The sequence below is a fragment of the Serratia sp. 201 genome (assembly GCF_037027545.1).
Taxonomy (GTDB): domain Bacteria; phylum Pseudomonadota; class Gammaproteobacteria; order Enterobacterales; family Enterobacteriaceae; genus Serratia; species Serratia bockelmannii.
In genome coordinates, this window is record NZ_JAXCHC010000001.1 from 263499 (window position 1) to 287702 (window position 24204).

At 58.2% G+C, this 24204-nt stretch carries 34 protein-coding genes, 1 tRNA gene and 1 pseudogene; 8 read left to right on the forward strand and 28 right to left on the reverse strand.

The features are described from left to right. Positions 1–122: 122 nt before the first annotated feature. Positions 123–1274 carry a cyclopropane fatty acyl phospholipid synthase gene (gene cfa / locus WA302_RS01415; RefSeq protein WP_049295151.1) on the forward strand — a complete coding sequence of 384 codons (1152 nt, stop codon included), beginning with the start codon at positions 123–125 and terminating at the stop codon, positions 1272–1274. Between the two features lie 112 nt (positions 1275–1386). Here the strand turns inward: cfa and WA302_RS01420 are convergent, their stop codons facing one another. The 3 genes from WA302_RS01420 to tesA form a co-directional block, all read right to left on the reverse strand. Further along, complete coding sequence (locus WA302_RS01420) at positions 1387–2241, reverse strand: co-chaperone YbbN (protein WP_025301810.1); 855 nt, start codon at positions 2239–2241, stop codon at positions 1387–1389. 77 nt (positions 2242–2318) lie between these two features. Then, positions 2319–3095 (reverse strand): SDR family oxidoreductase, encoded by a 777-nt coding sequence (locus WA302_RS01425; RefSeq protein WP_004940195.1) that lies wholly within the window; start codon positions 3093–3095, stop codon positions 2319–2321. Positions 3096–3121: 26 nt separating this feature from the next. Further along, entirely contained in the window at positions 3122–3760 is a 639-nt protein-coding gene (gene tesA / locus WA302_RS01430; protein ID WP_336063430.1) for a multifunctional acyl-CoA thioesterase I/protease I/lysophospholipase L1, read from the reverse strand. Between tesA and ybbA the strand changes: the two genes are divergently transcribed. The 3 genes from ybbA to WA302_RS01445 all read left to right on the forward strand — a co-directional run bounded on the left by ybbA (position 3731) and on the right by WA302_RS01445 (position 8610). After that, positions 3731–4417 (forward strand): putative ABC transporter ATP-binding protein YbbA, encoded by a 687-nt coding sequence (ybbA, locus tag WA302_RS01435; RefSeq protein WP_025301812.1) that lies wholly within the window; start codon positions 3731–3733, stop codon positions 4415–4417. The genes tesA and ybbA overlap by 30 nt on opposite strands. Further along, positions 4414–6846 carry a putative ABC transporter permease subunit YbbP gene (gene ybbP, locus WA302_RS01440; protein WP_043135711.1) on the forward strand — a complete coding sequence of 811 codons (2433 nt, stop codon included), beginning with the start codon at positions 4414–4416 and terminating at the stop codon, positions 6844–6846. The genes ybbA and ybbP overlap by 4 nt, the downstream gene beginning before the upstream one ends. Positions 6847–7203: 357 nt before the next feature. Beyond that, a complete protein-coding gene (locus WA302_RS01445) occupies positions 7204–8610 on the forward strand; it encodes a sugar porter family MFS transporter (protein ID WP_043135713.1) in 1407 nt (468 codons plus the stop codon). A 63-nt stretch (positions 8611–8673) separates the two neighbouring features. Here WA302_RS01445 and purK read toward each other — a convergent pair whose 3' ends face one another. The 4 genes from purK to ppiB form a co-directional block, all read right to left on the reverse strand. Next, positions 8674–9741 carry a 5-(carboxyamino)imidazole ribonucleotide synthase gene (gene purK, locus WA302_RS01450; protein ID WP_004940189.1) on the reverse strand — a complete coding sequence of 356 codons (1068 nt, stop codon included), beginning with the start codon at positions 9739–9741 and terminating at the stop codon, positions 8674–8676. Then, positions 9738–10262, reverse strand: coding sequence for a 5-(carboxyamino)imidazole ribonucleotide mutase (purE, locus tag WA302_RS01455; protein ID WP_025301815.1), 525 nt, complete (start codon positions 10260–10262; stop codon positions 9738–9740). Before purE ends, purK begins: the two co-directional genes overlap by 4 nt. A gap of 149 nt (positions 10263–10411) precedes the next feature. Then, positions 10412–11134: a UDP-2,3-diacylglucosamine diphosphatase gene (locus WA302_RS01460; RefSeq protein ID WP_043135719.1), complete on the reverse strand. Its 723-nt coding sequence runs from the start codon at positions 11132–11134 to the stop codon at positions 10412–10414. Positions 11135–11144: 10 nt separating this feature from the next. After that, the gene (gene ppiB, locus WA302_RS01465; RefSeq protein WP_025301816.1) at positions 11145–11639 is read right to left on the reverse strand and encodes a peptidylprolyl isomerase B; all 495 of its coding nucleotides are present in this window, start codon (positions 11637–11639) and stop codon (positions 11145–11147) included. A 309-nt stretch (positions 11640–11948) separates the two neighbouring features. Between ppiB and cysS the strand changes: the two genes are divergently transcribed. Next, a complete protein-coding gene (gene cysS / locus WA302_RS01470) occupies positions 11949–13334 on the forward strand; it encodes a cysteine--tRNA ligase (protein ID WP_025301817.1) in 1386 nt (461 codons plus the stop codon). A 61-nt stretch (positions 13335–13395) separates the two neighbouring features. On the opposite strand, the gene ybcJ is transcribed toward cysS, so the two are convergent. Both ybcJ and folD read right to left on the reverse strand, forming a co-directional pair. Further along, a complete protein-coding gene (gene ybcJ, locus WA302_RS01475; RefSeq protein ID WP_025301818.1) occupies positions 13396–13608 on the reverse strand; it encodes a ribosome-associated protein YbcJ in 213 nt (70 codons plus the stop codon). A 10-nt stretch (positions 13609–13618) separates the two neighbouring features. Further along, the gene (gene folD, locus WA302_RS01480; RefSeq protein ID WP_016928798.1) at positions 13619–14485 is read right to left on the reverse strand and encodes a bifunctional methylenetetrahydrofolate dehydrogenase/methenyltetrahydrofolate cyclohydrolase FolD; all 867 of its coding nucleotides are present in this window, start codon (positions 14483–14485) and stop codon (positions 13619–13621) included. 205 nt (positions 14486–14690) lie between these two features. Between folD and WA302_RS01485 the strand changes: the two genes are divergently transcribed. From WA302_RS01485 to WA302_RS01495, 3 genes are all read left to right on the forward strand, one after another. After that, positions 14691–14900 (forward strand): hypothetical protein, encoded by a 210-nt coding sequence (locus WA302_RS01485; RefSeq protein WP_025301819.1) that lies wholly within the window; start codon positions 14691–14693, stop codon positions 14898–14900. Continuing rightward, positions 14897–15193 carry a hypothetical protein gene (locus tag WA302_RS01490; RefSeq protein WP_043135724.1) on the forward strand — a complete coding sequence of 99 codons (297 nt, stop codon included), beginning with the start codon at positions 14897–14899 and terminating at the stop codon, positions 15191–15193. Before WA302_RS01485 ends, WA302_RS01490 begins: the two co-directional genes overlap by 4 nt. Before the next feature lie 96 nt (positions 15194–15289). After that, positions 15290–15366 (forward strand) — tRNA-Arg (locus tag WA302_RS01495). Between the two features lie 21 nt (positions 15367–15387). Here the strand turns inward: WA302_RS01495 and WA302_RS01500 are convergent. From WA302_RS01500 to WA302_RS01575, 19 genes and pseudogenes are all read right to left on the reverse strand, one after another. Beyond that, positions 15388–16548 carry a tyrosine-type recombinase/integrase gene (locus WA302_RS01500; protein ID WP_336062417.1) on the reverse strand — a complete coding sequence of 387 codons (1161 nt, stop codon included), beginning with the start codon at positions 16546–16548 and terminating at the stop codon, positions 15388–15390. 77 nt (positions 16549–16625) lie between these two features. Next, a pseudogene (locus tag WA302_RS25275) lies at positions 16626–16796 on the reverse strand (helix-turn-helix domain-containing protein); the annotation flags it as partial. Positions 16797–16971: 175 nt separating this feature from the next. Next, complete coding sequence (locus WA302_RS01505) at positions 16972–17619, reverse strand: MT-A70 family methyltransferase (RefSeq protein WP_336062418.1); 648 nt, start codon at positions 17617–17619, stop codon at positions 16972–16974. After that, entirely contained in the window at positions 17616–17804 is a 189-nt protein-coding gene (locus tag WA302_RS01510) for an ANR family transcriptional regulator (RefSeq protein ID WP_041033738.1), read from the reverse strand. Before WA302_RS01510 ends, WA302_RS01505 begins: the two co-directional genes overlap by 4 nt. Before the next feature lie 14 nt (positions 17805–17818). Beyond that, on the reverse strand, positions 17819–18190 hold the full coding sequence (locus WA302_RS01515; protein ID WP_336062421.1) for a hypothetical protein: 372 nt from the start codon (positions 18188–18190) through the stop codon (positions 17819–17821). A gap of 1 nt (position 18191) precedes the next feature. Then, the gene (locus tag WA302_RS25280; protein WP_443018036.1) at positions 18192–18401 is read right to left on the reverse strand and encodes a ParE family toxin-like protein; all 210 of its coding nucleotides are present in this window, start codon (positions 18399–18401) and stop codon (positions 18192–18194) included. Positions 18402–18414: 13 nt separating this feature from the next. Next, on the reverse strand, positions 18415–18633 hold the full coding sequence (locus WA302_RS01520) for a hypothetical protein (protein ID WP_336062423.1): 219 nt from the start codon (positions 18631–18633) through the stop codon (positions 18415–18417). Continuing rightward, on the reverse strand, positions 18611–19216 hold the full coding sequence (locus WA302_RS01525; RefSeq protein ID WP_336062424.1) for a hypothetical protein: 606 nt from the start codon (positions 19214–19216) through the stop codon (positions 18611–18613). The genes WA302_RS01520 and WA302_RS01525 overlap by 23 nt, the downstream gene beginning before the upstream one ends. A 169-nt stretch (positions 19217–19385) precedes the next feature. Continuing rightward, positions 19386–19715 carry a hypothetical protein gene (locus WA302_RS01530; protein ID WP_336062426.1) on the reverse strand — a complete coding sequence of 110 codons (330 nt, stop codon included), beginning with the start codon at positions 19713–19715 and terminating at the stop codon, positions 19386–19388. Then, on the reverse strand, positions 19716–20204 hold the full coding sequence (locus WA302_RS01535) for a hypothetical protein (protein ID WP_336062428.1): 489 nt from the start codon (positions 20202–20204) through the stop codon (positions 19716–19718). Then, positions 20201–20503, reverse strand: coding sequence for a molecular chaperone DnaJ (locus WA302_RS01540; RefSeq protein ID WP_336062430.1), 303 nt, complete (start codon positions 20501–20503; stop codon positions 20201–20203). The genes WA302_RS01535 and WA302_RS01540 overlap by 4 nt, the downstream gene beginning before the upstream one ends. Next, a complete protein-coding gene (locus WA302_RS25285) occupies positions 20427–20654 on the reverse strand; it encodes a Lar family restriction alleviation protein (protein ID WP_443018037.1) in 228 nt (75 codons plus the stop codon). Before WA302_RS25285 ends, WA302_RS01540 begins: the two co-directional genes overlap by 77 nt. Further along, positions 20651–21172, reverse strand: a complete 522-nt coding sequence (locus WA302_RS01545; protein WP_336062431.1) for a hypothetical protein — start codon at positions 21170–21172, stop codon at positions 20651–20653. The genes WA302_RS25285 and WA302_RS01545 overlap by 4 nt, the downstream gene beginning before the upstream one ends. After that, on the reverse strand, positions 21169–21954 hold the full coding sequence (locus WA302_RS01550) for a ParB/RepB/Spo0J family partition protein (RefSeq protein ID WP_336062433.1): 786 nt from the start codon (positions 21952–21954) through the stop codon (positions 21169–21171). The genes WA302_RS01545 and WA302_RS01550 overlap by 4 nt, the downstream gene beginning before the upstream one ends. Before the next feature lie 3 nt (positions 21955–21957). Beyond that, positions 21958–22101: a hypothetical protein gene (locus WA302_RS01555; RefSeq protein WP_154582428.1), complete on the reverse strand. Its 144-nt coding sequence runs from the start codon at positions 22099–22101 to the stop codon at positions 21958–21960. After that, complete coding sequence (locus WA302_RS01560; protein WP_060417760.1) at positions 22095–22307, reverse strand: hypothetical protein; 213 nt, start codon at positions 22305–22307, stop codon at positions 22095–22097. Before WA302_RS01560 ends, WA302_RS01555 begins: the two co-directional genes overlap by 7 nt. Before the next feature lie 524 nt (positions 22308–22831). Beyond that, the gene (locus WA302_RS01565) at positions 22832–22993 is read right to left on the reverse strand and encodes a DUF1391 family protein (protein ID WP_336062441.1); all 162 of its coding nucleotides are present in this window, start codon (positions 22991–22993) and stop codon (positions 22832–22834) included. A gap of 40 nt (positions 22994–23033) precedes the next feature. After that, positions 23034–23234 carry a hypothetical protein gene (locus tag WA302_RS01570; RefSeq protein ID WP_046687497.1) on the reverse strand — a complete coding sequence of 67 codons (201 nt, stop codon included), beginning with the start codon at positions 23232–23234 and terminating at the stop codon, positions 23034–23036. A gap of 627 nt (positions 23235–23861) precedes the next feature. Beyond that, positions 23862–24203, reverse strand: a complete 342-nt coding sequence (locus WA302_RS01575; RefSeq protein WP_443018038.1) for a hypothetical protein — start codon at positions 24201–24203, stop codon at positions 23862–23864. Between the last annotated feature and the right edge of the window lies 1 nt (position 24204).

The following is a 24204-nucleotide window of genomic DNA, read 5'->3' on the forward strand; positions in this document are numbered from 1 at the left end:
TTCATTTCATGCTGTTGCTCGCCTTGGCTAGAGTAAAAACACCCCCTGTATTTACCGTCAAAAAGTTGTCATTTTTATTTGCGACTATGCTTTTTGAAATGACATTTCGGCCAAGGATTGTTATGGATTCGCTCAGTGTTGATGAACTCGCCCAGAAGAAGGATCGTTGGTATCGCATTGTGGAGGAGATGTTGGCGGAAGCCGGCGTCGCCATCAACGGCCCGCGCGCCTGGGATATCCGGGTGCATAACCCGGCGCTGTTCAAACGCATTTTGCAGGAAGGCTCGCTCGGCTTCGGCGAAAGCTATATGGACGGCTGGTGGGAGTGCGAACGGCTGGACATGCTGTTCACCCGCATTCTGCAGGCCGGCGTCGATGAGCGGCTGCCGAAAAGCCTGAGTGACATCGCGCGCATCGCCTATGCCCGGCTGTTCAATCGCCAATCGCGCAAGCGTGCCTGGCAGGTGGGCAAAGAGCACTACGACATCGGCAACGACCTGTTCCGGGCGATGCTCGATCCTTATATGCAATACTCCTGCGGCTACTGGAAAGAGGCGCAGACGCTGGAGCAGGCGCAGCAGGCCAAGCTCAGGATGATCTGCGAAAAACTGCAGTTGAAACCGGGCATGACGCTGCTGGATATCGGCTGCGGCTGGGGCGGGCTGGCGCAGTTTGCGGCGCAAAACTACGGCGTCTCGGTGCACGGCGTGACCATTTCGGCCGAGCAGCAGAAGCTGGCGCAGGAACGCTGCGCCGGGCTGGACGTCGAGATCTTGCTGCAGGATTACCGCGATCTGGATCGTCAGTTTGATCGCATCGTGTCGGTCGGCATGTTCGAGCACGTCGGGCCGAAAAACTACGAGACCTACTTCAGCGTCGCGGCGCGCAACCTGAAGCCCGACGGTCTGTTCCTGCTGCACACTATCGGTTCCAATCAAACCGATCTCAACGTCGACGCCTGGATAGACAAATACATCTTCCCCAACGGCTGCCTGCCTTCGGTGCGGCATATTGCCGAGGCCAGCGAAGGGCGTTTCGTGATGGAGGATTGGCACAACTTTGGCGCCGATTACGATCGCACGCTGATGGCCTGGCTGGAGAACTTCAAACGGGCGTGGCCGGATCTGATGGGCGGTTATTCCGAGCGCTTCGAACGCATGTTCACCTATTACCTGAACGCCTGCGCCGGCGCGTTCCGTTCGCGCAACATTCAGCTGTGGCAGGTGTTGTTCAGCCCGGCGGGCGTGGAGGGTGGGGTGCGGGTCTATCGCTAATCCCCGTCATATTTCAAGCTGGCTGCATGTTCGAGCCCTGGTCACTTAGTTATCTAAGTTCCCAGGGCTTCTCACGTTTGCCGCCTGGATGCAGCTTCAAGTATGACGGATATCAGTACAGCAGAGAGTACAGCTGGCGGCGATATTTAGCGGCCAGCGCGTCGCCGGTGCCGAGCGCGGCCAGAATGTCCATCAGGGTTTTGCGCGCGCTGCCGTTGGCGGCGGCCAGATCCTTCTTCAGATGCCCCATCAGCAGTTCCAGCGCTTCTTCGTTACGCCCGACCTGATGCAGCTGCAGCGCCAGCTGCACCGCCAGTTCGACGTTGTCCGGCTGCTGCTGCACCTGCTGTTGCAGCTGTTGGATTTCCGGCGTGTCCGCCGCCTGCTTCAACAGTTCAATCTGCGCCACCAGGCCCTGATAGCGGGTATCGCGATCCTGCAGCGGGATGGTCGCCAGCACCGCTTCGGCATCTTCGCTGCGGCTGAGGGCGATCTGGGTTTCGGCCAACGTCAGACCGATGTCGCTGCGCTGCTGGCTGCTCTGCCAGGCGTCTTTCAGCAGCGGCAGCGCTTCGGCGGCGTTGCCGGCGGCCAGCAATTCTTGCGCCTGCGCCAGTTTCAGATCTTCTTCCTTCGGCAGGAAACGCTGCAGCAAGTCGCGGATCGCTTCTTCCGGCTGCGGGCCCTGGAAGCCATCGACCGGCTGACCGTCTTTAAACAGGTAGACCGTCGGAATCGAACGCAACCCGAATTGGGAGGCGATCATCTGTTCGGCGTCGCAGTCCACCTTGGCCAGAATGAACTGACCGGCGTATTCCGCCGCCAGCTTGTCCAGCACCGGCGTGAGCTGCAGGCAGTGTTGGCTGCGCTCGGACCAGAAGTAGAACAGCACCGGAATGGACATCGACTGTTCCAGCGTCTGGTGCAGGTTAGTTTCGTTAATATCAACAACAGCTTGAGCTAGCATCTTTTTTCTCTCTGATCGTGCGGAGCCATGGGGTGTAGATGGGGGCGCGCCGCCATTCTTCAACCCCGGCGGGCGAATTAAGCGTTGCTGCGCAGCAGCCAATCCAGGCAGCGGCCCGGCAAAATGCGGCGCAGCACGCTCATGGCGTGCGCCAGCAGGGTCACCGGGTAGCGCAGTTTGGCGCGCGGGCTTTCCAGCGCGTGGCGCAGTTTGGGCAGAATGGCCTCCGGCGGCAGCGTCAGGCGCTTGGCGATGCCGGGATTGTGCACCGGTTTGTCGCTCTGCGCCTGGTTGACGTTCTGGCTAAAGTGGGTGGAGATCGGCCCCGGTTCGATCAGGCTGACCTGAATGCCGCTGCCGTGCAGCTCCATGCGCAGCGCGTCCGACCAGGCTTCCAGCGCGAACTTGCTGGCGGCGTAGGCGCCGCGCCCGGCGCTGGAAACCAGGCCCATCACCGAACTGGTCTGAATAATGCGTCCTTCGCCGTGCGGCAACATCGCGGGCAACAACAGTTGGGTCAGTTGGTGGGTGCCGAACAGGTTGGTGGCGAACTGCCGCTCCAGCTGGCTGCGCGAAATGCGGCTGAGCGGGCCGTAAACGCCGAAACCGCCGTTATTGAACAGGCCGTACAGGCGGCCGTCGGTCAGCGCGATCACCTCGGCGGCGGCGCGCTCGACGCTGGCGCTGTCGTCCAGATCCAGCTCGATGCCTTCCAGCCCGAGCTGGCGCATGTTTTCCACGTCCTGCGGTTTGCGGCAGGCAGCCAGCACCCGGTAGCCGCGGTTGCGCAGATCCTGCGCCGCAATCAAGCCTATCCCGCTGGAACAGCCGGTTATCAATACCGCTTTTTGCATAACTTTACCTAGTGTACGACCCTAATTTAGTGAGACTCATGCTTTACTAGAGGCTCCAGGCGCTCCGCCATCCAGGTGGCGATAAACGGCTGGGCGTCCCCATTGGGATGCAATCCGTCATCCTGCATCCATTCCGGCTTCACCACCACCTGTTCCATATAGAACGGCAGCAGCGGAATGTTGAACTGTTTGGCCAGCGCCGGGTAGACGGCGCTGAACGCTTCAGTATAGCGGCGGCCGTAGTTCGGCGGGATGCGGATCTGCATCAGCAGCGGCTGCGCGCCGGCTTGCTGCACCAACGTGATGATTTGGCCGAGATCGCGCTGTACGTCCTGCGCCGGGAAGCCGCGCAGGCCGTCGTTGGCGCCCAGCTCGATCAGCACCCAGCGCGGCTGATGCTGTTTCAGCAGCGCGGGCAGACGCGCCAGCCCCTGCGCGGCGGTGTTGCCGCTGATGCTGGCGTTGACCAGCTGCGGCGCGCCCGATTTTTTCTGCCACTGTTCGGCCAACAGCGTCGGCCACGCCCGCTCGATCGGCAGGCGGTAGCCGGCGCTTAAACTGTCGCCCAAAATCAACAAGGTATCGGCGGCGGCAGCGCGTAAACTGAATAATCCCAACAGCAAAAGGAAGGGAAGATGCCAGCGGAAAACGTTCTTGAAGTTCATCATCTTAGTAAACACGTTGGTCAGGGTGAGCATCAGCTCACCATCCTTACCGGAGTCGAGCTGCTTGTCAAACCCGCGCAGACGATCGCCCTGATCGGCGAATCCGGATCGGGGAAATCGACCTTGCTGGGCATTTTGGCCGGGCTGGATGACGGCAGCGAAGGCGAGGTGCGCTTGCTCGGCGAGTCGCTGACCGCGCTGGACGAAGAGGGGCGCGCCGCGCTGCGCGCCAGGAATGTCGGCTTCGTGTTTCAGTCGTTCATGCTGGTGCCGACGCTGAACGCGCTGGAGAACGTGCAGCTGCCGGCGCTGTTGCGCGGCGAGAGCGACAGACAGAGCCGCGAGCAGGCGGTGCAACTGCTCGATCAGTTGGGGCTGGGGAAACGGCTCGATCACCTGCCGGCGCAGCTGTCCGGCGGCGAGCAGCAGCGCGTGGCGCTGGCGCGCGCCTTCAGCGGCCGACCGCGGGTGCTGTTCGCCGATGAACCGACCGGCAACCTCGATCGTCAGACCGGCGATCGCATCGCCGACCTGCTGTTTTCCCTCAACCGCGATTTTGACACTACCCTGATCCTGGTGACCCATGACGAAACCCTGGCGGCGCGCTGCCAGCGGCGGCTGCGGCTGCGTGAAGGCAAGCTATGGGAGGAAGCATGATCTGGCGCTGGTTCTGGCGCGAATGGCGCTCGCCGTCGCTGCTGATCGTTTGGTTGGCGTTGACGCTCTCCGTGGCCTGCGTGCTGGCGCTGGGCAGCATCAGCGATCGCATGGACAAAGGGCTCAGCCAGCAGAGCCGTGACTTTATCGCCGGCGATCGGGTGTTGCGCAGCGCGCATCCGGTGCCGGAAGGCTGGCTGCTGGACGCGCAGCAACAGGGGCTGAAGGTGAGTCGTCAGCTGTCGTTCACCACCATGACCTATGCCGGCGATCGGCCGCAGCTGGCGGACGTGAAAGCCACCGATCTGGCCTATCCGCTGTACGGCAAGCTGGAAACGCGCCCGGCCAACATCCAGCCCGAACCGGGCAGCGTGCTGGTGGCGCCGCGTTTGCTGGCGCTGCTGAACGTGAAAGTGGGGGATTCGCTCGAGGTGGGCGACACCACGCTGCGCATCGCCGGTGAAATCATTCAGGAGCCGGACGCCGGTTTCAATCCGTTCCAGACCGCGCCGCGCATCATGATCAACCTGGCGGACGTCGATAAGACCGGCGCAGTGCAGCCGGGTAGCCGGCTGACCTACCGCTACATGTTCGCCGGCGCCGAGCCGGATATTCAGCGTTACGAAGCGCGGTTGACGCCGCAGTTGACGCCGGATCAGCGCTGGTTCGGGCTACAGGAGTCCGGCAGCGCGCTCGGCAAGTCGCTGCAGCGCTCCCAACAGTTCCTGCTGCTGTCGGCTCTGCTGACGCTGCTGTTGTCGATCGCTGCCGTGGCGGTGGCGATGAGCCACTATTGCCGCAGCCGCTACGATCTGATTGCGGTGCTGAAAACTCTTGGTGCCGGGCGCGGCGCGCTGCGTAAATTGATCGTCGGCCAGTGGCTGGCGGTGATGGCGCTGGCGGCGGTGTGCGGCGGGGCGATCGGGCTGGCGTTCGAAGCGCTGCTGATTCGCCTGCTGAAACCGGTGTTGCCGGCTGCATTGCCCGCCGCCGGCGCCTGGCCGTGGCTGTGGGCGCTCGGCGCGCTGGTGCTGATTTCGCTGCTGGTCGGGTTGCGGCCGTATCGCCAGCTGCTGGCTACCCAGCCGCTGCGGGTGCTGCGCCGCGATGTGGTGGCCAACGTCTGGCCGCTGCGCTACTTCCTGCCGGTGACGGTGGCGATCGTGGTGGCGCTGTTGGTGACGCTGATGGGGGCCAGCACGCTGCTGTGGGCGATCCTGGCGGGTATGGCGGTACTGGCGCTGCTGCTGGGCGGCATCGGCTGGGGCAGCCTGCTGCTGCTGCGCCGCATCACGCTCAAGAGCCTGGCGCTGCGGCTGGCGGTCAACCGCCTGCTGCATCAGCCGTGGGTGACCATCAGCCAGCTGGCGGCGTTCTCGCTGTCGTTCATGCTGCTGGCGCTGCTGTTGGTGCTGCGCGGCGATCTGCTCGAACGCTGGCAGCAACAGCTGCCGCCGGACAGCCCGAACTATTTCCTGCTCAACATGACCGAGGCGCAGGTGCCGCAGGTGAAAACCTTCCTGCAGCAGCACCAGATCAAACCGGAAACCTATTACCCGATCGTCCGGGTGCGCCTGACCGAGATAAACCAGCAGATGGCGACCGAACGGGTGCATGAAGACGATCCGGGCGGCGAGGCGGTGAACCGTGAGCTGAACCTGACCTGGCTGGCCGAACTGCCGGATCACAATCCGTTAGTGGCGGGCAATTGGCCGCCGAAAAGCGGCGAAGTCTCGATGGATGAAGGTATCGCCGGGCGGCTGAAGATCACGCTGGGCGACACGCTGACCTTCAGCGGCGATACCCAGGCGTTCAGCGCCAAAGTCACCAGCCTGCGCCAGGTGGATTGGGAAAGCCTGAAGCCGAACTTTTACTTTATCTTCCCGCCGGGCGCGCTGGACGGCCAGCCGCAGACCTGGCTCACCAGCTTCCGCTACGACGGCGACGGCCAGATGCTGACCCAGCTCAACCGTCAGTTCCCAACGCTCAGCCTGCTGGACATCGGCGCGATCCTGAAACAGGTCGGCGGCGTGCTGCAACAGGTCAGCCGCGCGCTGGAGGTGATGGTGGTTCTGGTGGTGCTGTGCGGCGGCCTACTGCTGCTGGCACAGGTGCAGGTCGGCATGCGTCAGCGCCGCCAGGAGCTGGTGGTGTACCGCACGCTGGGGGCCGGCAAACGGCTGCTGCGCCGCACGCTGTGGTGCGAGTTCGCCCTGCTGGGGCTGGTGGCGGGCATCGCGGCGGCGGTAGGCGCCGAGGCGGCGCTGTGGCTGCTGCAGAGCCGGGTGTTTGACTTCCCGTGGACGCCGACGCCGGTGCTGTGGTGGGCGCTGCCGCTGGCCAGCGCGCTGCTGCTGTCGCTGTGCGGCGGCTGGCTGGGCGTGCGCCTGCTGCGCGGCCGGGCGTTGTTCCGCAGTTATGAGGGCTGATCTTGCTGTCGCAGGTCCGTTGCCGCCAAGCGTGGCCGGGCCTGCCGTTTTTCTTGGGCGCGTTACTGGCGCTATTCCTCTTCATGCCTATCTTGAGTGAAATCGATTACACTTATATTGTGTCAATACGGCTACCTTTGATAATCGGTGCAACGGATATCAGGTCGGTTTCGCCTGTTTTATGCATTAATTTATAGGGTTATGCATAAATTAAGCGACTTTATCCACCTTAAAAAACAGCATATCCATTTTTAATGGAATGTAACCGTTTTCACTAATGTGATCGCACTCACTTATCTTCGACGCATTGCCTCCTATCATGTCGCACACTGATGACCGTTTTCTCCTGGAGGCTGTATGAGCGATACCGTCAAAGTGACACCGGCGGAGAAAAGCCCGACTCATGTCGGCATGACTTTTTTCGTCTGTTTTTTAGCCGCCTTGGCCGGCCTGCTGTTCGGTCTTGATATCGGCGTGATCGCCGGCGCCCTGCCGTTTATTACCGAGACTTTTCAGATCACCAGCTCTCAGCAGGAGTGGGTGGTCAGCTCAATGATGTTTGGCGCCGCCGTCGGCGCTATCGGCAGCGGTTGGATGAACTTCCGGCTGGGGCGCAAATACAGTTTGATGATCGGCGCTATCCTCTTCGTGGCGGGATCGCTGTGTTCTGCGTTCGCCCCCAACGTGGAGGTGTTGATCGTTTCACGTATTCTGCTGGGATTGGCGGTGGGGATCGCTTCTTATACCGCGCCGATTTATCTTTCTGAAATCGCGCCGGAGAAAATCCGTGGCAGCATGATCTCGATGTATCAATTGATGATCACCATCGGCATTCTGGCCGCTTACCTGTCTGATACGGCATTCAGCTATACCGGTGCCTGGCGCTGGATGTTGGGCGTCATCACCATCCCGGCCGGGCTGTTGTTGGTCGGCGTGTTCTTTTTACCTGACAGCCCGCGGTGGTTGGCCTCGCGCAATCGTCATGAGCAGGCGCGTCAGGTGTTGGAGAAGCTGCGCGACAGCAGTGCCCAGGCGCAGTATGAACTGAATGAAATTCGTGAAAGCCTCAAACTGAAGCAAAGCGGTTGGGCGTTGTTCAAAGGCAATAAAAATTTCCGCCGCGCGGTTTTCCTTGGCATTCTTCTTCAGGTGATGCAGCAGTTCACCGGGATGAACGTCACCATGTATTACGCGCCGAAAATTTTCGGTCTGGCGGGCTTCGCCAGTACGGAACAGCAGATGTGGGGCACGGTGATCGTCGGTCTGGTCAACGTGCTGGCCACCTTTATCGCTATTGGGCTGGTAGACCGCTGGGGCCGCAAGCCCACTTTGATCCTTGGGTTTATCGTGATGGCCGTCGGCATGGGGGCGCTGGGAACCATGATGAACATCGGCATGAACTCGGCGGCGGAGCAATATTTCGCCATCGTCATGCTGCTGATGTTTATCGTCGGCTTTGCCATGAGCGCCGGCCCGCTGATTTGGGTGCTGTGCTCAGAGATCCAGCCATTGAAAGGCCGCGATTTCGGCATCACCTGTTCCACCGCCACTAACTGGATCGCCAATATGATCGTGGGGGCGACATTCCTGACCATGCTGAATTCGTTGGGTAGCGCTCACACCTTTTGGGTCTATGCGGGGCTTAACGTGCTGTTTGTTTTCATCACGCTGGCGCTGATCCCGGAAACGAAAAATATTTCTCTGGAACATATTGAACGCAATCTGATGGCCGGCAAACCGTTGCGTAACATCGGCTCGCGTTGATCTTTGCGGCAAAAAAAAGGTTCAGCCTGGGCTGAACCTTCTTCTTTTCGGCGGTATAAACCGTTAAGCCAGCTTCTGCTGTGCCCAGGCCAGCCCGCTTTGGTATTCACCCGGCAGCAGCGGTGCCAGCGCCTGCAGCGCCTGGCGCAGATCGGCGGCGCTCGGGTCGTTCAGATTGAGGTGGCCGACCTTGCGGCCCGGGCGCACCTCTTTCTCATACCAGTGCAGATGCACCAGCGGCAGCGACAGCCACTGTTCGTTGACGGCGGTGCCGATCAGGTTGACCATCACCGACGGCGTGCTCACCACCGGCTGCGGCAGCGGCAGGCCGAGAATCGCGCGCAGGTGCAATTCGAACTGGCTGATGGACGCGCCGTTTTGCGTCCAGTGGCCGCTGTTGTGCACGCGCGGCGCCAGTTCGTTGATCAGCAGCCGATCGCCGACGATAAAGCACTCCATCGCCATCACGCCGACGTAGTTCAGCTCGTTCAGGATCGCCGCCAGCATCTGCTCGGCCTGTTGCTGCAGTGCCGGGTTGGGCTGCGGCAGCGCCACGCTGGTGCGCAGGATGCCGTCTTCATGCAGGTTGTGGGTCAGCGGGTAGAATACCGAACGGCCGTCGTGGCCGCGCGCGCCCACCAGCGACACTTCGCCGGAGAAATTGATGCCTTGCTCGACGATGCACTCGCCATAGGCGTCGGCCGGCAGTTCGGCTTCCTGGCCCGGGCGCAAGCGCCATTGACCGCGGCCGTCATAGCCGCCGACCCGGCGTTTGACGATCGCCAGCTCGCCCAGCGCAGCGAACACCTGCGGCCATTCGGCGGCGCTCGCCAGCAGCTGCCACGGCGCGGTCGCCAGGCCGAGCTGGTCGAGCAGCTGTTTTTGCGTCAGGCGATCCGCCAGACGCGGGAAGATGTCACGGTTGACGAAGGCGCTGTGGGTCGCCAGCTCGCGCGTCAGCGCGGTTTCTGGCCAGCGTTCGATCTCGGCGGTAATGACGCTGTTCTGATACGGCACCGCTTCAGGTTCGGCATCGATGCCGACAGGGTAGACGGCGATGCCCAGCGGTTCGCCGGCCTGGCGCAGCATGCGCCCCAGTTGGCCGTTGCCCAGTACGCAAACCGGCTTCATGCGTCCTCCCGCGGATCGGGGTGGTTCAAGACGTCTTCGGTCTGCGCCTGACGCCAGTCCGCCAAACGCTGCGCCAGCGCGGCGTCGTGCAGCGCCAGGATCTGCATCGCCAGCAGCCCGGCGTTGGCGGCGCCGGCTTTGCCGATCGCCAGCGTGCCCACCGGAATGCCGCGCGGCATCTGTACGATGGAGTACAGGCTGTCTACGCCGCTCAGCGCGGCGCTTTGCACCGGCACACCCAGCACCGGCACCAGGGTTTTCGCCGCCAGCATGCCCGGCAGGTGCGCCGCACCGCCGGCGCCGGCGATGATCACGTCAAAGCCGTTGGCGGCAGCCTGCTCGGCGAAGCTGAACAGCTTGTCCGGCGTGCGGTGAGCGGAAACGACTTCGACATGGAAGGGGACATCGAGCTGGGTCAGGACTTCGGCGGCGAACTGCATGGTGGCCCAGTCACTTTTCGATCCCATTACAATTGCGATTTTAGCCCCGGTAGTGGCGGCTGAAGCGGCGTTGGCTCCCATGGGTGTAAGGCTCCTGTGATTTTTCTGGCGTCGGCTGAGGGCCGAATGAGGGCGTAGAGCATACCATGAGCGCACGGCTAGGAAAACGGTTGCGTCGCCGGTTTTCACCGTCGAAAGCGCGAATTTTTACTCGCGCGCCAGTGCGGAATTCAGAATGGGAATGAGATCAGCTCGACGGCGTCGGCGCTGACTTTGATCATCGATCCTTCGACGTGCCAGGCACCCAGCACCGCGCGATGGGCTTCGCCGTTGCTCAATGCCAGCCGGTGCACCGCCGGGCGATGGGTATGGCCGTGGATCATCCAGTGCACGTCGTGGCGCAGCATGGTTTGCTCGACCGCCTGCGGGTTGACGTCCATGATGGCGTCCGACTTGTACTGGTTGGATTGCTGGCTGCGGGCGCGCATCTTGGCGGCGATCTTCAGTCGCCAGCGCAGCGGCATCGCGAGGAACAGTTTTTGAATCAGCGGGTTGTGCACTTTACGGCGGAATTGCTGATAGGCTTGATCGTCAGTGCACAGGGTGTCGCCGTGCAGGATCAGGATCCTGCGGCCGTACAGCTCCAGCACTTTTTCTTCCGGCAGCAGCTGCATGCCGCTGGCGCGGGCGAAGCGTTTGCCGAGCAGAAAATCGCGGTTGCCGTGGATGAAATAGCAGGGCACGCCGGCCTGTTGCAACGTTTTCAGCGCCGCGGCGATCTCCGCATGCAGCGGCTCGGGATCGTCGTCGCCGATCCAGGCTTCAAACAGGTCGCCGAGGATGTACAGCGCGTCGGCGTGCACCGCTTCGCGCCGTAAAAAACGCAGAAAACCGGCAGTGATTGCCGGTTCCTGTGCGCACAAGTGCAGATCTGCGATGAACAGCGTACTCATGCAGCCGCGATTACTCGCTGACGGTCACGCTGTTGATCACGACGTCTTCTACCGGTACGTCCTGGTGCATGCCGCTGCGGCCGGTTTTCACGCCTTTGATCTTGTTGACCACGTCCATGCCTTCAACCACTTCTGCAAACACGCAGTAGCCCCAACCTTGCGCGTTTTCGCCGCGGAAGTTCAGGAAGTCGTTGTCAGCCACGTTGATGAAGAACTGTGCGGTGGCGGAGTGCGGATCGTTGGTACGTGCCATTGCCAGGGTGCCGATGGTGTTTTTCAGACCGTTGTTGGCTTCGTTCTTGATAGTCGCGTTGGTCGCTTTCTGGTTCATGCCCGGCTCGAAACCGCCGCCCTGGATCATGAAGCCGTTGATCACACGGTGGAAGATGGTGTTGTCGTAGAAACCGGCGCGGCAGTAGTTCAGGAAGTTTTCAACGGTAACCGGCGCTTTGTCAGCAAAGGTCTTGATAACGATATCGCCGTGATTGGTGTGGAAAGTAACCATAGTTTTAATCCTAACAAGGTGAAGTGAGACGTCACGTAAAGCGAGTGAACATTCAGACCGCCCTTATAACATATCCGCCCCAGCGAGTCAGCAGCGGCTCAACCGCGCACTGTCTGTGGTAATTGCATTTATGTTATATTATAACAATTACGCCGACCGCCGAATTTCGCGCATTTTATTCGCGTGAAATCAGCAAAGCATGGCCTTAACCTTGCAATAGATCAGGCTTCAGGTTTCAATACGCTACCGGGCGGAAAACCTGAAGCCCGGTTATCTTTTTTGTTATCACGCACACCACGGAATCTCCCGATGCTAAAGATTTTTAATACCCTGAGTCGTCAAAAAGAGGAATTCAAACCCATTCATGCCGGGAAAGTGGGCATGTACGTGTGCGGGGTAACCATCTATGACCTGTGTCACATCGGCCACGGTCGTACCTTTGTCGCTTTCGACGTGGTGGCGCGTTACCTGCGCTACCTCGGCTATTCGCTGAACTACGTGCGCAACGTCACCGACGTGGACGACAAAATCATCCGCCGCGCGGCGGAAAATCATGAAACCTGCGACCAGCTGACCGAACGCATGCTGGCGGAAATGCACGCCGACTTCGACGCGCTGCTGATCGACCGCCCGGATCAAGAGCCGCGCGCGACCCAGCATATCGCCGAGATCATCGAGATCACCCAGCGCCTGATCGATCGCGATCACGCCTATGTGGCCAGCAACGGCGACGTGATGTTCTCCATCGACAGCGATCCGCAATACGGGCTGCTGTCGCGCCAGGATCTGGATCAGCTGCAGGCCGGCGCGCGCGTGGAAATCGACGACGTGAAGCGCAACCCGATGGATTTCGTGCTGTGGAAGATGTCCAAGCCGGGCGAGCCGAGCTGGCAGTCGCCGTGGGGGCCGGGCCGTCCAGGCTGGCACATCGAATGCTCCGCCATGAACTGCAAGCAGCTGGGCACCCACTTTGACATTCACGGCGGCGGTTCCGATCTGATGTTCCCGCACCACGAGAACGAGATCGCACAGTCGAGCTGCGCCCACGACGGGCCGTACGTCAATTACTGGATGCACTCCGGCATGGTGATGATCGACAGAGAGAAGATGTCCAAATCGCTGGATAACTTCTTCACCATCCGCGACGTGCTCGGCCATTACGATGCGGAGACGGTGCGTTACTTCCTGATGTCCGGCCACTATCGCAGCCAGCTGAACTACAGCGAAGAGAACCTCAAACAGGCGCGCACCGCGCTGGAGCGCCTCTATACCGCGCTGCGCGGTACCGACGCCGATGCCGCACCGGCCGGCGGCGAAGCGTTCGAAGCCCGCTTCCGCGAAGCGATGGACGACGACTTCAACACCCCGGAAGCCTACTCGGCGCTGTTCGATCTGGCGCGCGAAGTTAACCGCCTGAAGGGTGAAGACATGGCGGCGGCCAACGGCATGGCGGCGGAACTGCGCAAGCTGGCGAACGTGCTCGGCCTGCTGCAGCAGGAGCCGGAGCAGTTCCTGCAAGGGGGCGCTCAGGTTGACGACGGCGAAGTGGCGGAGATTGAAGCGCTGATCAAACAGCGTAACGAAGCGCGCGCCGCGAAGGATTGGGCGCTGGCGGATGCCGCTCGCGATCGGTTGAACGAGATGAACATCGTGCTGGAAGACGGCCCGCAGGGCACCACCTGGCGCCGTAAGTAATCCGGCCGCAGGGAAAAACAAAAAAGGCGCTGAATTCAGCGCCTTTTTCTATGGCTGCGGGTTAGGGTTTAACCATGACCTTGCCGCCGTTGAACTCCACGACCTGATCGGCGACGATCTTGCAGCGTTTGCGGGTTTCGACCTTGCCGTCGACTTTCACCCGCCCTTCGGCGATGACTTCTTTGGCGCCGCCGCCGCTTTCACACCAGCCCTGGAACTTCAGCAGATCGCACAGTTCGACGTGGGGATGATTGTCCAGATTGAAAATTTCCATACTGCCTTACTTATTTAGGTTGAACGTCGTGATATTCCTCGCAGGCCTGCAAGGTATTTTGGATCAGTGTAGCAACGGTCATCGGGCCGACGCCACCCGGTACTGGGGTTATGTAGGCGGCGCGCTCGCTGGCGGCGTCGAAATCGACGTCGCCGACCACTTTACCGCTTTCCAGACGGTTGATGCCGACGTCCACCACGATGGCGCCCGGTTTGATCCAGTCGCCCGGAATGAAGCCCGGCTTACCGACCGCCACCACCAGCAGATCGGCGTTCTCGACGTGATGACGCAGATTTTTGGTGAAGCGGTGGGTGACGGTGGTGGTGCAGCCGGCCAGCAGCAGCTCCATGCTCATCGGGCGGCCGACGATGTTGGACGCGCCGACCACCACGGCGTTCAGGCCGTAGGTATCGATGTTATAACGCTCCAGCAGGGTGACGATGCCGCGCGGCGTGCACGGGCGCAGCTTAGGCGCGCGCTGGCACAGGCGGCCGACGTTGTACGGGTGGAAGCCGTCGACGTCTTTGTCCGGGTGGATGCGTTCCAGCACCTTGACGTTATCGATGCCGGCCGGCAGCGGCAGCTGCACCAGAATGCCGTCGATTTCTGCGTCGGCGTTCAGCTGGTCGATCAACGCCAGCAGCTCGGCTTCACTGGTGGCAGCGGGCAGGTCGTAGGAGCGGGAAAGGAAGCCGACTTCATCGCAGGCGCGGCGCTTGCTGGCGACGTAAATTTGCGAAGCCGGATTCTCGCCGACCAACACAACCGCCAGCCCTGGGGCGCGCTTGCCGGCCGCCAGACGTTGTTTCACTTGCTCAGCCACTTCGTTTCTAACCTGCTGCGCAATCGTTTTACCATCAATAATCTTTGCTGACATCAGTGTGGAAATCCATCAATTAAGAAAAGCGGGGATGCCGCTATTCTGGCAGAAGCTGAGCGCGCTGTCAGGCGCAGAATCACCCTCGCCGCCGTTGCCGACGGCGATTTACGCTTTTTTTATATCGGCCTCAGGATCCTCTACGCCATTTTTACCTGCATTTGCATACGCTGGGGCCATACACAGGGCGAAAGAGGGCAGGATCATGAGAGCGATAACCCGGCTTTATCCGTTGCATCATCAACCTGATCAGCAACCGGCGGAGCCTAAACACGTAGGGGAGACGGTGTTCGATTCTTCACGGCATCCGGCGGGCAGTGCGCAACTCACCGCGCTGCATCAGCTCGGCCAGCACCAGGCAGCGCCGTCGTGGCGGGCGCGCCTGAGCGCGCTGTGGCGGAAGCTGTGCGCATGAACGGCAGCGCATGGGGAGGTTGCGCGCTATTGCTGGCTTGGGCGCCGTGGAGCCAGGCATCCTTAAACAGCGCACGCCCTGACTCCGCATTGGGGGAAAGGGGGGAAGCGACCTGCAATATGCAGGTGGTTGAGCATGCCGATTGGGGGGATATTGCCGCAGTGGTACAGTCTACGCGCCTTTGTCTGCGGCGGGGCGGTGGGCGGCAAGAGGCTGAGCGCACACCAGGCGATACCGCGGTCGGCCTGGCGCACCGTAACATAGCGCGGGCGCTGGCGGAAAAAACGCCATAAAGCGCCGTCGCCGCCGTAACGTCATGAAAAGGCATTGACTCGCTAACCTCTGACCGTATAATCGCAACCCGCAACCACAGGTTGCCGCATCTCAATGCGCCCTTAGCTCAGTTGGATAGAGCAACGGCCTTCTAAGCCGTAGGTCATAGGTTCGAATCCTATAGGGCGTGCCATTAAGTATCAATGAGTTACGCTCATTCACCCACTGCAAGATTTTCCAAAAGTGCCAGATTAGTGACATTGCCCGCCAAGACTTCGTCAATTTTTCTCGCATGTTCGGTTAGATGGGTTGGGGATAGGTGGGCATAGCGCTGAACCATTTCTATGCTCTCCCAGCCGCCCATTTCTTGCAGTGCCGAAAGCGGCACACCTGCCTGAACCAACCAACTCGCCCACGTATGCCGCAGATCGTGAAAGCGGAAATCAGTTATTCCCGCTCTCCGTTTCCCAGTGTTCCAAGCTGAGTTATCATCAACCCGCATTTTCCTAACTGCTGGGGTCACTCCGCCGCCAGGTCGTTTCCGTGCTGTCGTATGCACAAAGACGTACCGTGAGTGTTTGCCGATCTGATCGCGTAATGTCCGGCATGCGGTATCGTTCAGTGCAACGCCAATAGCCTTGCCCGCTTTGGCGTTCTCTGGGTGAATCCATGCCACCTTTCTTTGCATATCAACCTGCGACCATTCGAGATCGATGATATTTGAACGGCGTAGGCCAGTTGCCAGAGCAAAAACGACAACGGGCCTAAACTGTTCAGGCATGCACTTGATCAATGTGGCCGCCTCTTCCTTTGTCAGCCACCTGACGCGCTTGCTTGCAGGCTTCCTTACCTTTATCACCGGAGCTTTGCGCAGCCATTTCCATTCATCGGCAGCAATTTTCATCAGCCCCCTCATGAAAGAGAGGTGCTGGCTTCGAGTTGCCGCTGATACTAGTTTAGGCTCGTATGCAGGCACCGGTTTACCTTTTCTCTCTGCCGCGGCCTTTTTCAGTTCCCATCTTTGACGATGTTTCCTGTTGGGCATTTTGGCGACAGCGGCCATAATCCTATCTTCCGTGATGGATGAGAGAGTTTTTCCGGCGAAGTACTGAAGGAAAAACTCTATCTTCGTTCGGTCGTCGTCCAATGACCTTTTCTCTTCTTTCTCAGTTAGCCAGCGAAGACACGCCTCTTCAAAAGTATGCTCCGCTATCTCCCCAAGCTTGTTTACCCGCCAAGCCTCAGCCCTTAGCTGATCGTAGAGCTCTTGCGCTTGGAGCTTGTCCGTCGTGTTAAGGCAACGTCTAATTCTTTTACCACTGCCCGGTTCGACAAAATCGCAGTACCAATTTCCGTAACGTTGTTTGAGGGCCATCTGTTGTTACCTTTCTGTTGATGGCCGTCTGCATTCACGGCCCGATTTTCTGTCTCTCTTGCGTAATATGCAAGGCACTCGGACTTTAAAATCTCCCATCTACCGCCGCCTTTCTTCCCGCTTTTGTTGGCATGAAGCAGCCCCTCTTTAATCAGTGCTCGAAGGGTTCTCGGCGACTTCTTCATGAATGCAGCCGCTTCAGGGAGCGTGAACGGCACATCGTTTATGTTGATTTCTGACATGGTCATCTCTCTGTAAAACGCCCATTCAGCATGCCGATCGTGTAGTTGAATCGCGGCAAAGAAATGCCGAGCAGTTCGACCTGAGCGAAATGCTTCATGATGATAGGGCGGGATAGGGTGTCGAAAGGGATTTTCGGGTGTTGCTTAATCGCGGCGTGGAGTTCGTCGTTACAGCGTTTTGCTACTGATCGGAGTGCGTTTTGCTGAATGCTGCCGGCAGCAATTGCAGGCTGTTTACTGGGCATTGATTCCCCCAATGATCCCAGCCAGGCGCATCGCCACGGCTGAATAGTTCGATTCGTGTCACGTCGCCGTATAGCAGCTCAAGGCGCCGGCGGACTTCCCAGGGTTTCGCGCTGTGCTCGCCGAGGCAACTGAACACAACCTGTTTTACTGAGGCACTTGCGCGCTCGATGCCTTGGCCGCGAACGGCGATCAACACGTCTTCGGAGTTGGCGCGAGTGTAGTTACCGCCATTCATTCGGGTTTCGGCGTTGAGCATGTCGAGTAGGTCGGTGAAGTCGAAGATGGTTTGCTGCAGCAGCGCCTTGTTGAAGCGCAGTTCGGCCTGCTGGTTCAGCTTCACCCAGGTGAACGCTTTCATCGTTCTGACGCTGAATCCCCAAGCCTCTGCCAGTTCGATCGCCTCTTGGCTGTGGTTGCCGGTATACCACATCGCGAGCACGCTATCAGGGGCAGCCATAGCCCATGCCGGCAGGCGCTTCAGGTCTGCCATGCTCATCGTGTTGTAGTGATTGCCGGCGGCGCCATTACTGATTGTGTTGCCGTAACTCCAGGGCGGATCTGCATAGATGAGCTGATAGGTCATTGAGCATTACCCCAGCAGCGAGCAGCCGCGTTGACGCAAAACTCTATGCGGACGTTAACCCAGACGACATCCACCGCCCGCGCCGCATCGATCGCTTGGCGCCATAGGTCTGCAGCATCTGCAAAATGCGCGCGACGTTCTGCCTCGGCCGCCTGATGGGCCAAAGATTTGTATTTGAATGACATGGTTATCTCCGGGTTCAGTAGGCGCGCTGGTGGGCAATAGGGTTGATCAGTTGGTTGAATTGCTGGACAAGAAGAATCATTCTCACCACTTCCGGCGGTTCACTGCGGATGTAGCTATCGGTGATTTTGCCTGGCGTGGTCGGTGGCCTTGCCCTGGCGTATGTGATGTAACTTGGGTCGATAGAGATAACCTTGAAGGCCTTTTTACCTTCAGTGAATTTGCTTTTGGCAACAACCAAGGGAGAGCGTTGGATAGCACTGCGCAGCGACTTTATGTGATTTTCGGTAATTTCGGGGAACTTGGATTTCAGTAAATCGAAATGGCCTACTGCGGTATACCAGCCCCCGTCATCGATGAGGAATTGCAGCATCTCATAATTGGTCATGTCAGATCCTTATCTGGTTGTTGTAGCGCTCATGGCTCATCACTTCCCATGAGCTGCCGTTGTCTTTCGAAAGCATTCGCCAGCAGCGGGCCACTGGCAGCGTCAAATACTTGTGCTGATAGGTTTGGTTGGGTTTCTTTTTGCCCTCCCTGTAGGCGCATAGAACCCCCTCAGCTTTGATGCTGATTCGTTGCGGAATTCGTGGTTTCATTTTTACCGGTGGGTTATTTGGTGATTGGCACCCAGCATGCGGAGCGAATGCCTGGGCGGCGGACTTTCTCAACGGCTTTTTCTTTTTCCAGCTTCATCAAGCGCTGGCGGATGGCTTTGCCTGTCATGCCGTTGTAGCCGGCACAGCGTAGGAGATTTGCGACAGAATCCGGCGTGGATCCGGCAATGCTGAGCCGCGAGATGATTTCGTTATCGTCGGGTATCGTGATCATTCTCACCCTCCGGCGCTGCTGCCAGCAATTCTCGAACTGCGTTGAATGCAGGAGTCACATACTCAACATCTTCAGTGCAAACCGCGTCGATGTTATTTAGTGTGTCGCCCATAAATTCCATAGCATGAAGCGCCAAAGTTAAGGCTTCTCGCACGTTGTCCGGCAACTTGTAACCGCTACTTACAGGTTGAGCCAGCATTGCGGTGCGGCAGGAGTTCCACCCTAGAACATAACTTGCAGCTGGGCCGCAGCGCATGGCTTCAATTGGTGCCGTGATAATGGCATCCGGCACTGCTGGCGCTGGCGGGGCGGTGTAGAGCGGCAATCTATCTTCTCCGCTAAGTTTGTCGCGAATACTCGGCCAAATGCGCCCGCAACTCCGTGTCCCATCAGTTAAATCTTCCAGCATTCTAGCCCCGATATACCCCACCGGCTGCGCCTCCCGGTTAGCCGCCAACTCATCAAAAGCGTCGGCGTTCTGCAGCATGTCCTGCGCGATGCTCACCGATTCCCATTTCGCTTCTACCGCTTTTTCGCGCCAGAACTTAGCGCGCGCTCTCAACTGCTCAGTCGTTAGTGTCATTTAGTTTTCCCCATAGCGAAGTGAGTTGCGAACAAGATAATGCCGATACCGGAGGCGGTGGCCAGACCCAAGCGGAACCACTCGCTGTTAACTATTCCCCAGCCTAGGCCGTAACCCAGCCCCCAGATTGCTACCGTGTAGATGCACGTCCGCAGATTAGGCGTTAGTGTCATGCACCCTCCTTGATCATTAGATATACAATCGCCACTGCCCGCAGTGGGTTTCGGTGCGTAGCGTTCGCTCCAGATTCATGGTTCGCTTGCCATACCGTTTTTCCTGACGGCGCCAGGCCAATTTTGTGTTTCTTCATGACATGGAATAGTTCTTCAGGGCGCCGAAGAGGGAAGAATCCAGTGGTATGCACTGTGTTAATCCAATTCCATGAAAGCTGCGCTCCAGTCTTGTCGATTGGGTTGATGATCGCGCTGTGTTTTGGCTTGAGGTAATAGGCCAGCCTTACGCTGATTTCACCGTCGCTCATCTTGCTGTAATCGACCATCTACTCATCCCCCACAAACTTGAATCCTGCCGCGCTGATGGCTCGCTCAACTGCACGGTCGAACTTCGCAACCTGGAACACGGCATCGAACCAGAACTCGTCATCGCCCTTGTTCGGCAACCGCACCGGCGTAGCCAGCCGCTTTTCTGCCGCTCCCAATGACCGCCCTAAATCTCCGTTTTTCTTCTCCAGAGAATCGATTCTGTCCTGCTGCTGATTGATGTGGTCGTCCTGCGATTGATTGGCGCGTTCCAGCTCGGCGATGCGCTTTTTCAGCTCCTGATTTTCAACGTTCAGCGATGCCGCAGCCTCCCAGTTAACAGCGGATTCGTGTTGTAGGGCGGAGACGTACTCTTGCGAGTAGAGGGCAGCAGGTGCCTCTGGCACAGAATCAACAAGCCAGTCGATCAGCATCGTCGATGAGTCATGCTCATCGTAATACGCCTGTGCCACCGGCTTGCTCAGTTCGCTCAGCTTCTCAGTGCTCATAATGCTTTCTCCCGGGCCTCGGCCTGCTGCACCTTGACGTGCTTTGTGATGTTCCGGCCACAGTCGCAGCAGTAGAACGCTTTACCGCTTCTGATGCCGCTGGTGTGTTGACCTTCCTGAAACTCGCCTGACCAGTCGTAGAACTGCTTGAAGTCCACGATCTCTTTCGTGTGGTAGCCGTTCTCGCCGCCGCAATGCGGGCAGGCGGTTAACCCTGCCGATTTACCCACGCTCCACCTCCCTAGCGCTGTCACCGGAGCGGTGATTCCATCGGTCTGCTGCATCGTCATGATCTCCATTCGGGCCTCTAGCGCCACACGACAAGCAGAGGACTTGCCACCCAGTTGGAAGACTGCAACGGTGCTGCATCTGTACGTTTCGATGCCCGCTCACACCGCAGAACGGGCACGGCTTCAGTTCATATGCTGGCATCACTGGGCGCTCTTTCATTTGGCCTCCCGCAGCTTCTTAGCGAACGAGCGAGCCATTCCCGCGTAAGCGCCTGGGGTGGTGTTGTCCGGCTTGACTGAGCACATAGCCATAGCGGTTTTGTGAAGGTCATCAGCAAACTTCTCCACTCCCTGCGCTTCGAAAGCTGCAATGGCGGAGTCAGTGTCTGGTATGCCTCGCAGAACGCTGCACACGTCGTCAGTGGCGCACGGGTCATCTTCACCACACCTTTCACAGAAGTGCGTAGAGTTTTTGTGGTCGGTAATCGCTCTAACGAGGCAGGCATTCTCCACAGCCAGCGCATTAACTCGAGCAGTCAGCTCTTTGATGGTTTCAGCCATTGTCAGCTTTACCTGCAGCGTTTGGGCGTTGATCTGCCGGCTGCTGGCGAGTTCTGACACCAAGGATTCATAATCGGAGAATTTAACGAACTCACCATGCTCAGCTTCACGGGCGAAAGCCTCAAAGCGAACTGCGTGCATTTTGTAGTCAGGGGTAAAGCGCTTGATGGTAGTCATTCGTCGTCTCCCAACACCCAACGCAGTGCCTGAGCGTAATCACCGCTCGCACCTTCCAGGGCTTTCGTTATTTCTTTTCGGGACTTCATGCGAGGTTTTGCATTGCCGATCACCTGGCGCTGCCGGCGCGCTTTTTCGTGGCCTTTGGTGCCAGCAGTTGCCGCTTCAACCTCTTTCACTTTTTCGCGCTGTTCGTCGGGCGTGAGGTTCGCCAGCTGCCGCGCCTGGGTGACAGTGACGGTGCCAGATTCAACCGCATCTTTAACGGCCTGAGTGGCATCAAGTAGTGCCAGTGTGGCGCGGATCGTCTGCACGCCGACGCCAAACATCAGTGACAAATCGTCTTCATCGTGGCCCCGCGTAAGCGCATCAGCCATTTTTTTAGCGCGTCCCAGCGGCGTATCTGCCTGAAAGATTTCATTAGCACTGATCATTACCTCTGCGACGCTAAACGGCGATCCGCGTCTGACAACTGCCGGCACCAGAAGAGGTTTTTTGCCTTCTTCTCGCAGACGTTTATTTGCTTCAAGAGTGTTTTTAACCCGCTGACGACCTTCAACTACGCATGAGCGGCCTGTTTCTGGGTCTTTCCAGATAACGATCGGCTCAATCACCCCCAACTTCATGATGCTAAGCACCGTTGGTTCATGGAGAGGCAGATGGATGCGTTCGTCGTAAAGCGGGTGCGTTTTATCGGATACCAGATGCAGATTTTCAGGCTCGAACATCAACACGTTGGTTTTACCGCTGGCGCCGTAGGCTTCCGTTGAGTTTTTGGCCATGCATCAACTCCAGACCGCGCCGGCGGTGAGCAGGCACAGGGTAAAAATGAGAAGGTAGAAGAGGTGTTTGCCGTGATGGCGCTTAGGGGCGAAATCGCCCCCGGTCAGGTCGTACTTGTGCTGAATACGAGCGTTGAGGCTTACCATGTTGGCCTCCGCTGCTGAGTGTGCAGGCGGCGCTGCAGTGTTCGGATGTTCTGGCGGACGACGTACACCGGCGCGCAGGTGTCGGCGCAGACGAGGATTCTCACGGCCTTATATCTGCCGTCTTCGTAGCGCTGAATGCTCACTGCTTTTTTCTCTACGTCGCGCGTCTGGCCGCAGTGCTCACAGCGTTGGGTAGTGGTTTGCATAACATGTCCTCTCAATGAAATTCACATGGGCAAAGGCGCTGCCTGAGTTGATGCACGCGCTCGGTTTCCCTACGGTTCCAGCACACTGGAGCAGGGCAGCACCTTTGCTGATGTGAAAAAAAGAGCCCCGGCGAGCGGGGCAAAGGATGTGACAAGGGAAGTGGTACTGAGCAGGCTTGTGATTTCTCACGCACCTGGTGGCGCATCGAACCGGGGCTTTATACTGTGTAGGTTAAAAGAGGAACCGGAACGATACGCCACCAGATAATTGAGATGCCGGCGTTAACCGGCGATCAGAAAACCAACTGCTGACCAGAACGCGACGCAAAGGACAACCACGCCCAGCCAGACTTTTTCGTTGAATGTCATGATTGCCTCAGTGCGCCCCGTAGGGCGCGGTGGGTGTTAATAGCCGCGTTTTGCTTTGCGCGCGTAGAACAGCGCTGCTATGGCTGCAAATCCATCTGCACGAAGTTCACGGTAGAGAACCAGGTCGTAACTTTTCATCGTGTAACCCTCTGCTGTTAGTCGGCCATCTGACGAGCAAACCAGCGTTGCGCGCCTGCTTCGGTTTTGAAACCATCCCAGCTCTTGCTGAACGTCATCGCGGTAAACGTGCCGTCGCCGTTTGGAAAAACGCCGGTCTTTACTGTTTCGTTGTTGCCCGTATCGTGAGTCGTGTTCATCGCTAATCCTCGGATTTACCCCGGCGAACCGGGGTAGCTGTTAGATACTGATCACGCCGGCATCAAATAGGCGCTTTAGCGAGTTACTGATATCAGCTTTAAAACATTCAATTGCTTTCCGGCGCTCTTCGTTTTTGGAAGGACGAGAACGAGGGTTTGCTATTTGCTTCTCAAGCTGAGCGATTTCAGTTTTACGGTGAGCAATGACGTTTTTTGCGAACAAAATCTGCTGCTGGTTCATCGATTCAATCCTCAGTGGTTTTATGCCTGCCGCCCCACACTGGCAGCGGCAGGGTAAAAGCACTCCGTAACCGTTACATTTTCCAGCCCTCCAGTTGCTCGCCTGTTGAATGAGTCAGGCTCTCGGAGTTTGTTTGCATGACTTATCAGCCTCTCGCTGCGTAATCCTCTGCGTAAGCTATCGCCCGCGGGCGACTCACCTACCTGCCTGGTATCCGTACCGGCGCCATTTCAATTTGCCAGGGCGCTGCGGTCAGCCTGTCATGCGGTTCTGATTGTTAAAGAGCGTCCCGGTGGTTTGGGATGACGTTGTTGCTGTTGATGGGTTGAGTTTAATAAACAATAAACTTTATCGTCAAGTAAATGCTAAACATAAAAATGCAGTCAAGCGTTAACTAATTGAGTGTTTAGAGAATTTATTTTTTTGACTTTACTTAAAGGGAAAGACCTAGCGGGAGTGTTGGGTTATTTTGAGTGAAATTTGTACGGAGGTGTGTGGTGGAACCAGATTCATATCCGGCATATGAGAGGCGTGTAAGATAGTGGATGATGTTGGTGTAGAGCGGCAGATAAATGGGAAGGGTGCAGAGTTGTAGGCACAAAAAACCCGGCGCGGTGGCCGGGTTGCTCAGGATTGGGCAAACTTAATTATTATCCCTGACGCTATGCTAATAATGGCGATCATTGATCCAATTATGGTAAGGGCTTGTAATCTAAGGGCGCTGTGTAAATCAGCTTTTGTATTAGCCACCTCAGTTTTTACTGCCGCAACGTCACTTCCTGTCGCATAATTTGATTTGATGACTGCAATATCAATAGCTAGCGTAGATAGCTTGTCTTCAAGTTTTTTTACTCGTTCGAGCATGTCATCGCCTCCACCGTTGCCATCACCATGCTTTGTAGTATGGGGCTGTTCTGGCTCTTTTTCAATCGGAGTCGATTTGTTTGGGAACTGGTACATTTGAGCCACA

Excerpts from the sequence above, each read along its gene's own strand:
- WA302_RS01555 (WP_154582428.1), bottom strand. The coding sequence starts at position 22,101 with ATGGTAAGCCTCAACGCTCGTATTCAGCACAAGTACGACCTGACCGGG.
- WA302_RS01485 (WP_025301819.1), top strand. The coding sequence starts at position 14,691 with ATGAGAGCGATAACCCGGCTTTATCCGTTGCATCATCAACCTGATCAG.
- WA302_RS01510 (WP_041033738.1), bottom strand. The coding sequence starts at position 17,804 with ATGTCATTCAAATACAAATCTTTGGCCCATCAGGCGGCCGAGGCAGAA.
- WA302_RS01530 (WP_336062426.1), bottom strand. The coding sequence starts at position 19,715 with ATGGTCGATTACAGCAAGATGAGCGACGGTGAAATCAGCGTAAGGCTG.
- WA302_RS01535 (WP_336062428.1), bottom strand. The coding sequence starts at position 20,204 with ATGAGCACTGAGAAGCTGAGCGAACTGAGCAAGCCGGTGGCACAGGCG.
- WA302_RS01425 (WP_004940195.1), bottom strand. The coding sequence starts at position 3,095 with ATGCAAAAAGCGGTATTGATAACCGGCTGTTCCAGCGGGATAGGCTTG.
- WA302_RS01540 (WP_336062430.1), bottom strand. The coding sequence starts at position 20,503 with ATGGAGATCATGACGATGCAGCAGACCGATGGAATCACCGCTCCGGTG.
- WA302_RS01500 (WP_336062417.1), bottom strand. The coding sequence starts at position 16,548 with ATGGCCCTCAAACAACGTTACGGAAATTGGTACTGCGATTTTGTCGAA.
- purE (WP_025301815.1), bottom strand. The coding sequence starts at position 10,262 with ATGGGAGCCAACGCCGCTTCAGCCGCCACTACCGGGGCTAAAATCGCA.
- cfa (WP_049295151.1), top strand. The coding sequence starts at position 123 with ATGGATTCGCTCAGTGTTGATGAACTCGCCCAGAAGAAGGATCGTTGG.
- WA302_RS01570 (WP_046687497.1), bottom strand. The coding sequence starts at position 23,234 with ATGAACCAGCAGCAGATTTTGTTCGCAAAAAACGTCATTGCTCACCGT.
- ybcJ (WP_025301818.1), bottom strand. The coding sequence starts at position 13,608 with ATGGAAATTTTCAATCTGGACAATCATCCCCACGTCGAACTGTGCGAT.
- purK (WP_004940189.1), bottom strand. The coding sequence starts at position 9,741 with ATGAAGCCGGTTTGCGTACTGGGCAACGGCCAACTGGGGCGCATGCTG.
- ybbP (WP_043135711.1), top strand. The coding sequence starts at position 4,414 with ATGATCTGGCGCTGGTTCTGGCGCGAATGGCGCTCGCCGTCGCTGCTG.
- cysS (WP_025301817.1), top strand. The coding sequence starts at position 11,949 with ATGCTAAAGATTTTTAATACCCTGAGTCGTCAAAAAGAGGAATTCAAA.
- ybbA (WP_025301812.1), top strand. The coding sequence starts at position 3,731 with ATGCCAGCGGAAAACGTTCTTGAAGTTCATCATCTTAGTAAACACGTT.
- WA302_RS25280 (WP_443018036.1), bottom strand. The coding sequence starts at position 18,401 with ATGAAACCACGAATTCCGCAACGAATCAGCATCAAAGCTGAGGGGGTT.
- WA302_RS01565 (WP_336062441.1), bottom strand. The coding sequence starts at position 22,993 with ATGAACACGACTCACGATACGGGCAACAACGAAACAGTAAAGACCGGC.
- WA302_RS01550 (WP_336062433.1), bottom strand. The coding sequence starts at position 21,954 with ATGGCCAAAAACTCAACGGAAGCCTACGGCGCCAGCGGTAAAACCAAC.
- WA302_RS01490 (WP_043135724.1), top strand. The coding sequence starts at position 14,897 with ATGAACGGCAGCGCATGGGGAGGTTGCGCGCTATTGCTGGCTTGGGCG.
- tesA (WP_336063430.1), bottom strand. The coding sequence starts at position 3,760 with ATGAACTTCAAGAACGTTTTCCGCTGGCATCTTCCCTTCCTTTTGCTG.
- WA302_RS01520 (WP_336062423.1), bottom strand. The coding sequence starts at position 18,633 with ATGATCACGATACCCGACGATAACGAAATCATCTCGCGGCTCAGCATT.
- WA302_RS01505 (WP_336062418.1), bottom strand. The coding sequence starts at position 17,619 with ATGACCTATCAGCTCATCTATGCAGATCCGCCCTGGAGTTACGGCAAC.
- WA302_RS01445 (WP_043135713.1), top strand. The coding sequence starts at position 7,204 with ATGAGCGATACCGTCAAAGTGACACCGGCGGAGAAAAGCCCGACTCAT.
- folD (WP_016928798.1), bottom strand. The coding sequence starts at position 14,485 with ATGTCAGCAAAGATTATTGATGGTAAAACGATTGCGCAGCAGGTTAGA.
- WA302_RS01420 (WP_025301810.1), bottom strand. The coding sequence starts at position 2,241 with ATGCTAGCTCAAGCTGTTGTTGATATTAACGAAACTAACCTGCACCAG.
- WA302_RS01460 (WP_043135719.1), bottom strand. The coding sequence starts at position 11,134 with ATGAGTACGCTGTTCATCGCAGATCTGCACTTGTGCGCACAGGAACCG.
- ppiB (WP_025301816.1), bottom strand. The coding sequence starts at position 11,639 with ATGGTTACTTTCCACACCAATCACGGCGATATCGTTATCAAGACCTTT.
- WA302_RS01525 (WP_336062424.1), bottom strand. The coding sequence starts at position 19,216 with ATGACACTAACGACTGAGCAGTTGAGAGCGCGCGCTAAGTTCTGGCGC.
- WA302_RS01545 (WP_336062431.1), bottom strand. The coding sequence starts at position 21,172 with ATGACTACCATCAAGCGCTTTACCCCTGACTACAAAATGCACGCAGTT.
- WA302_RS25285 (WP_443018037.1), bottom strand. The coding sequence starts at position 20,654 with ATGAAAGAGCGCCCAGTGATGCCAGCATATGAACTGAAGCCGTGCCCG.
- WA302_RS01560 (WP_060417760.1), bottom strand. The coding sequence starts at position 22,307 with ATGCAAACCACTACCCAACGCTGTGAGCACTGCGGCCAGACGCGCGAC.
- WA302_RS01515 (WP_336062421.1), bottom strand. The coding sequence starts at position 18,190 with ATGACCAATTATGAGATGCTGCAATTCCTCATCGATGACGGGGGCTGG.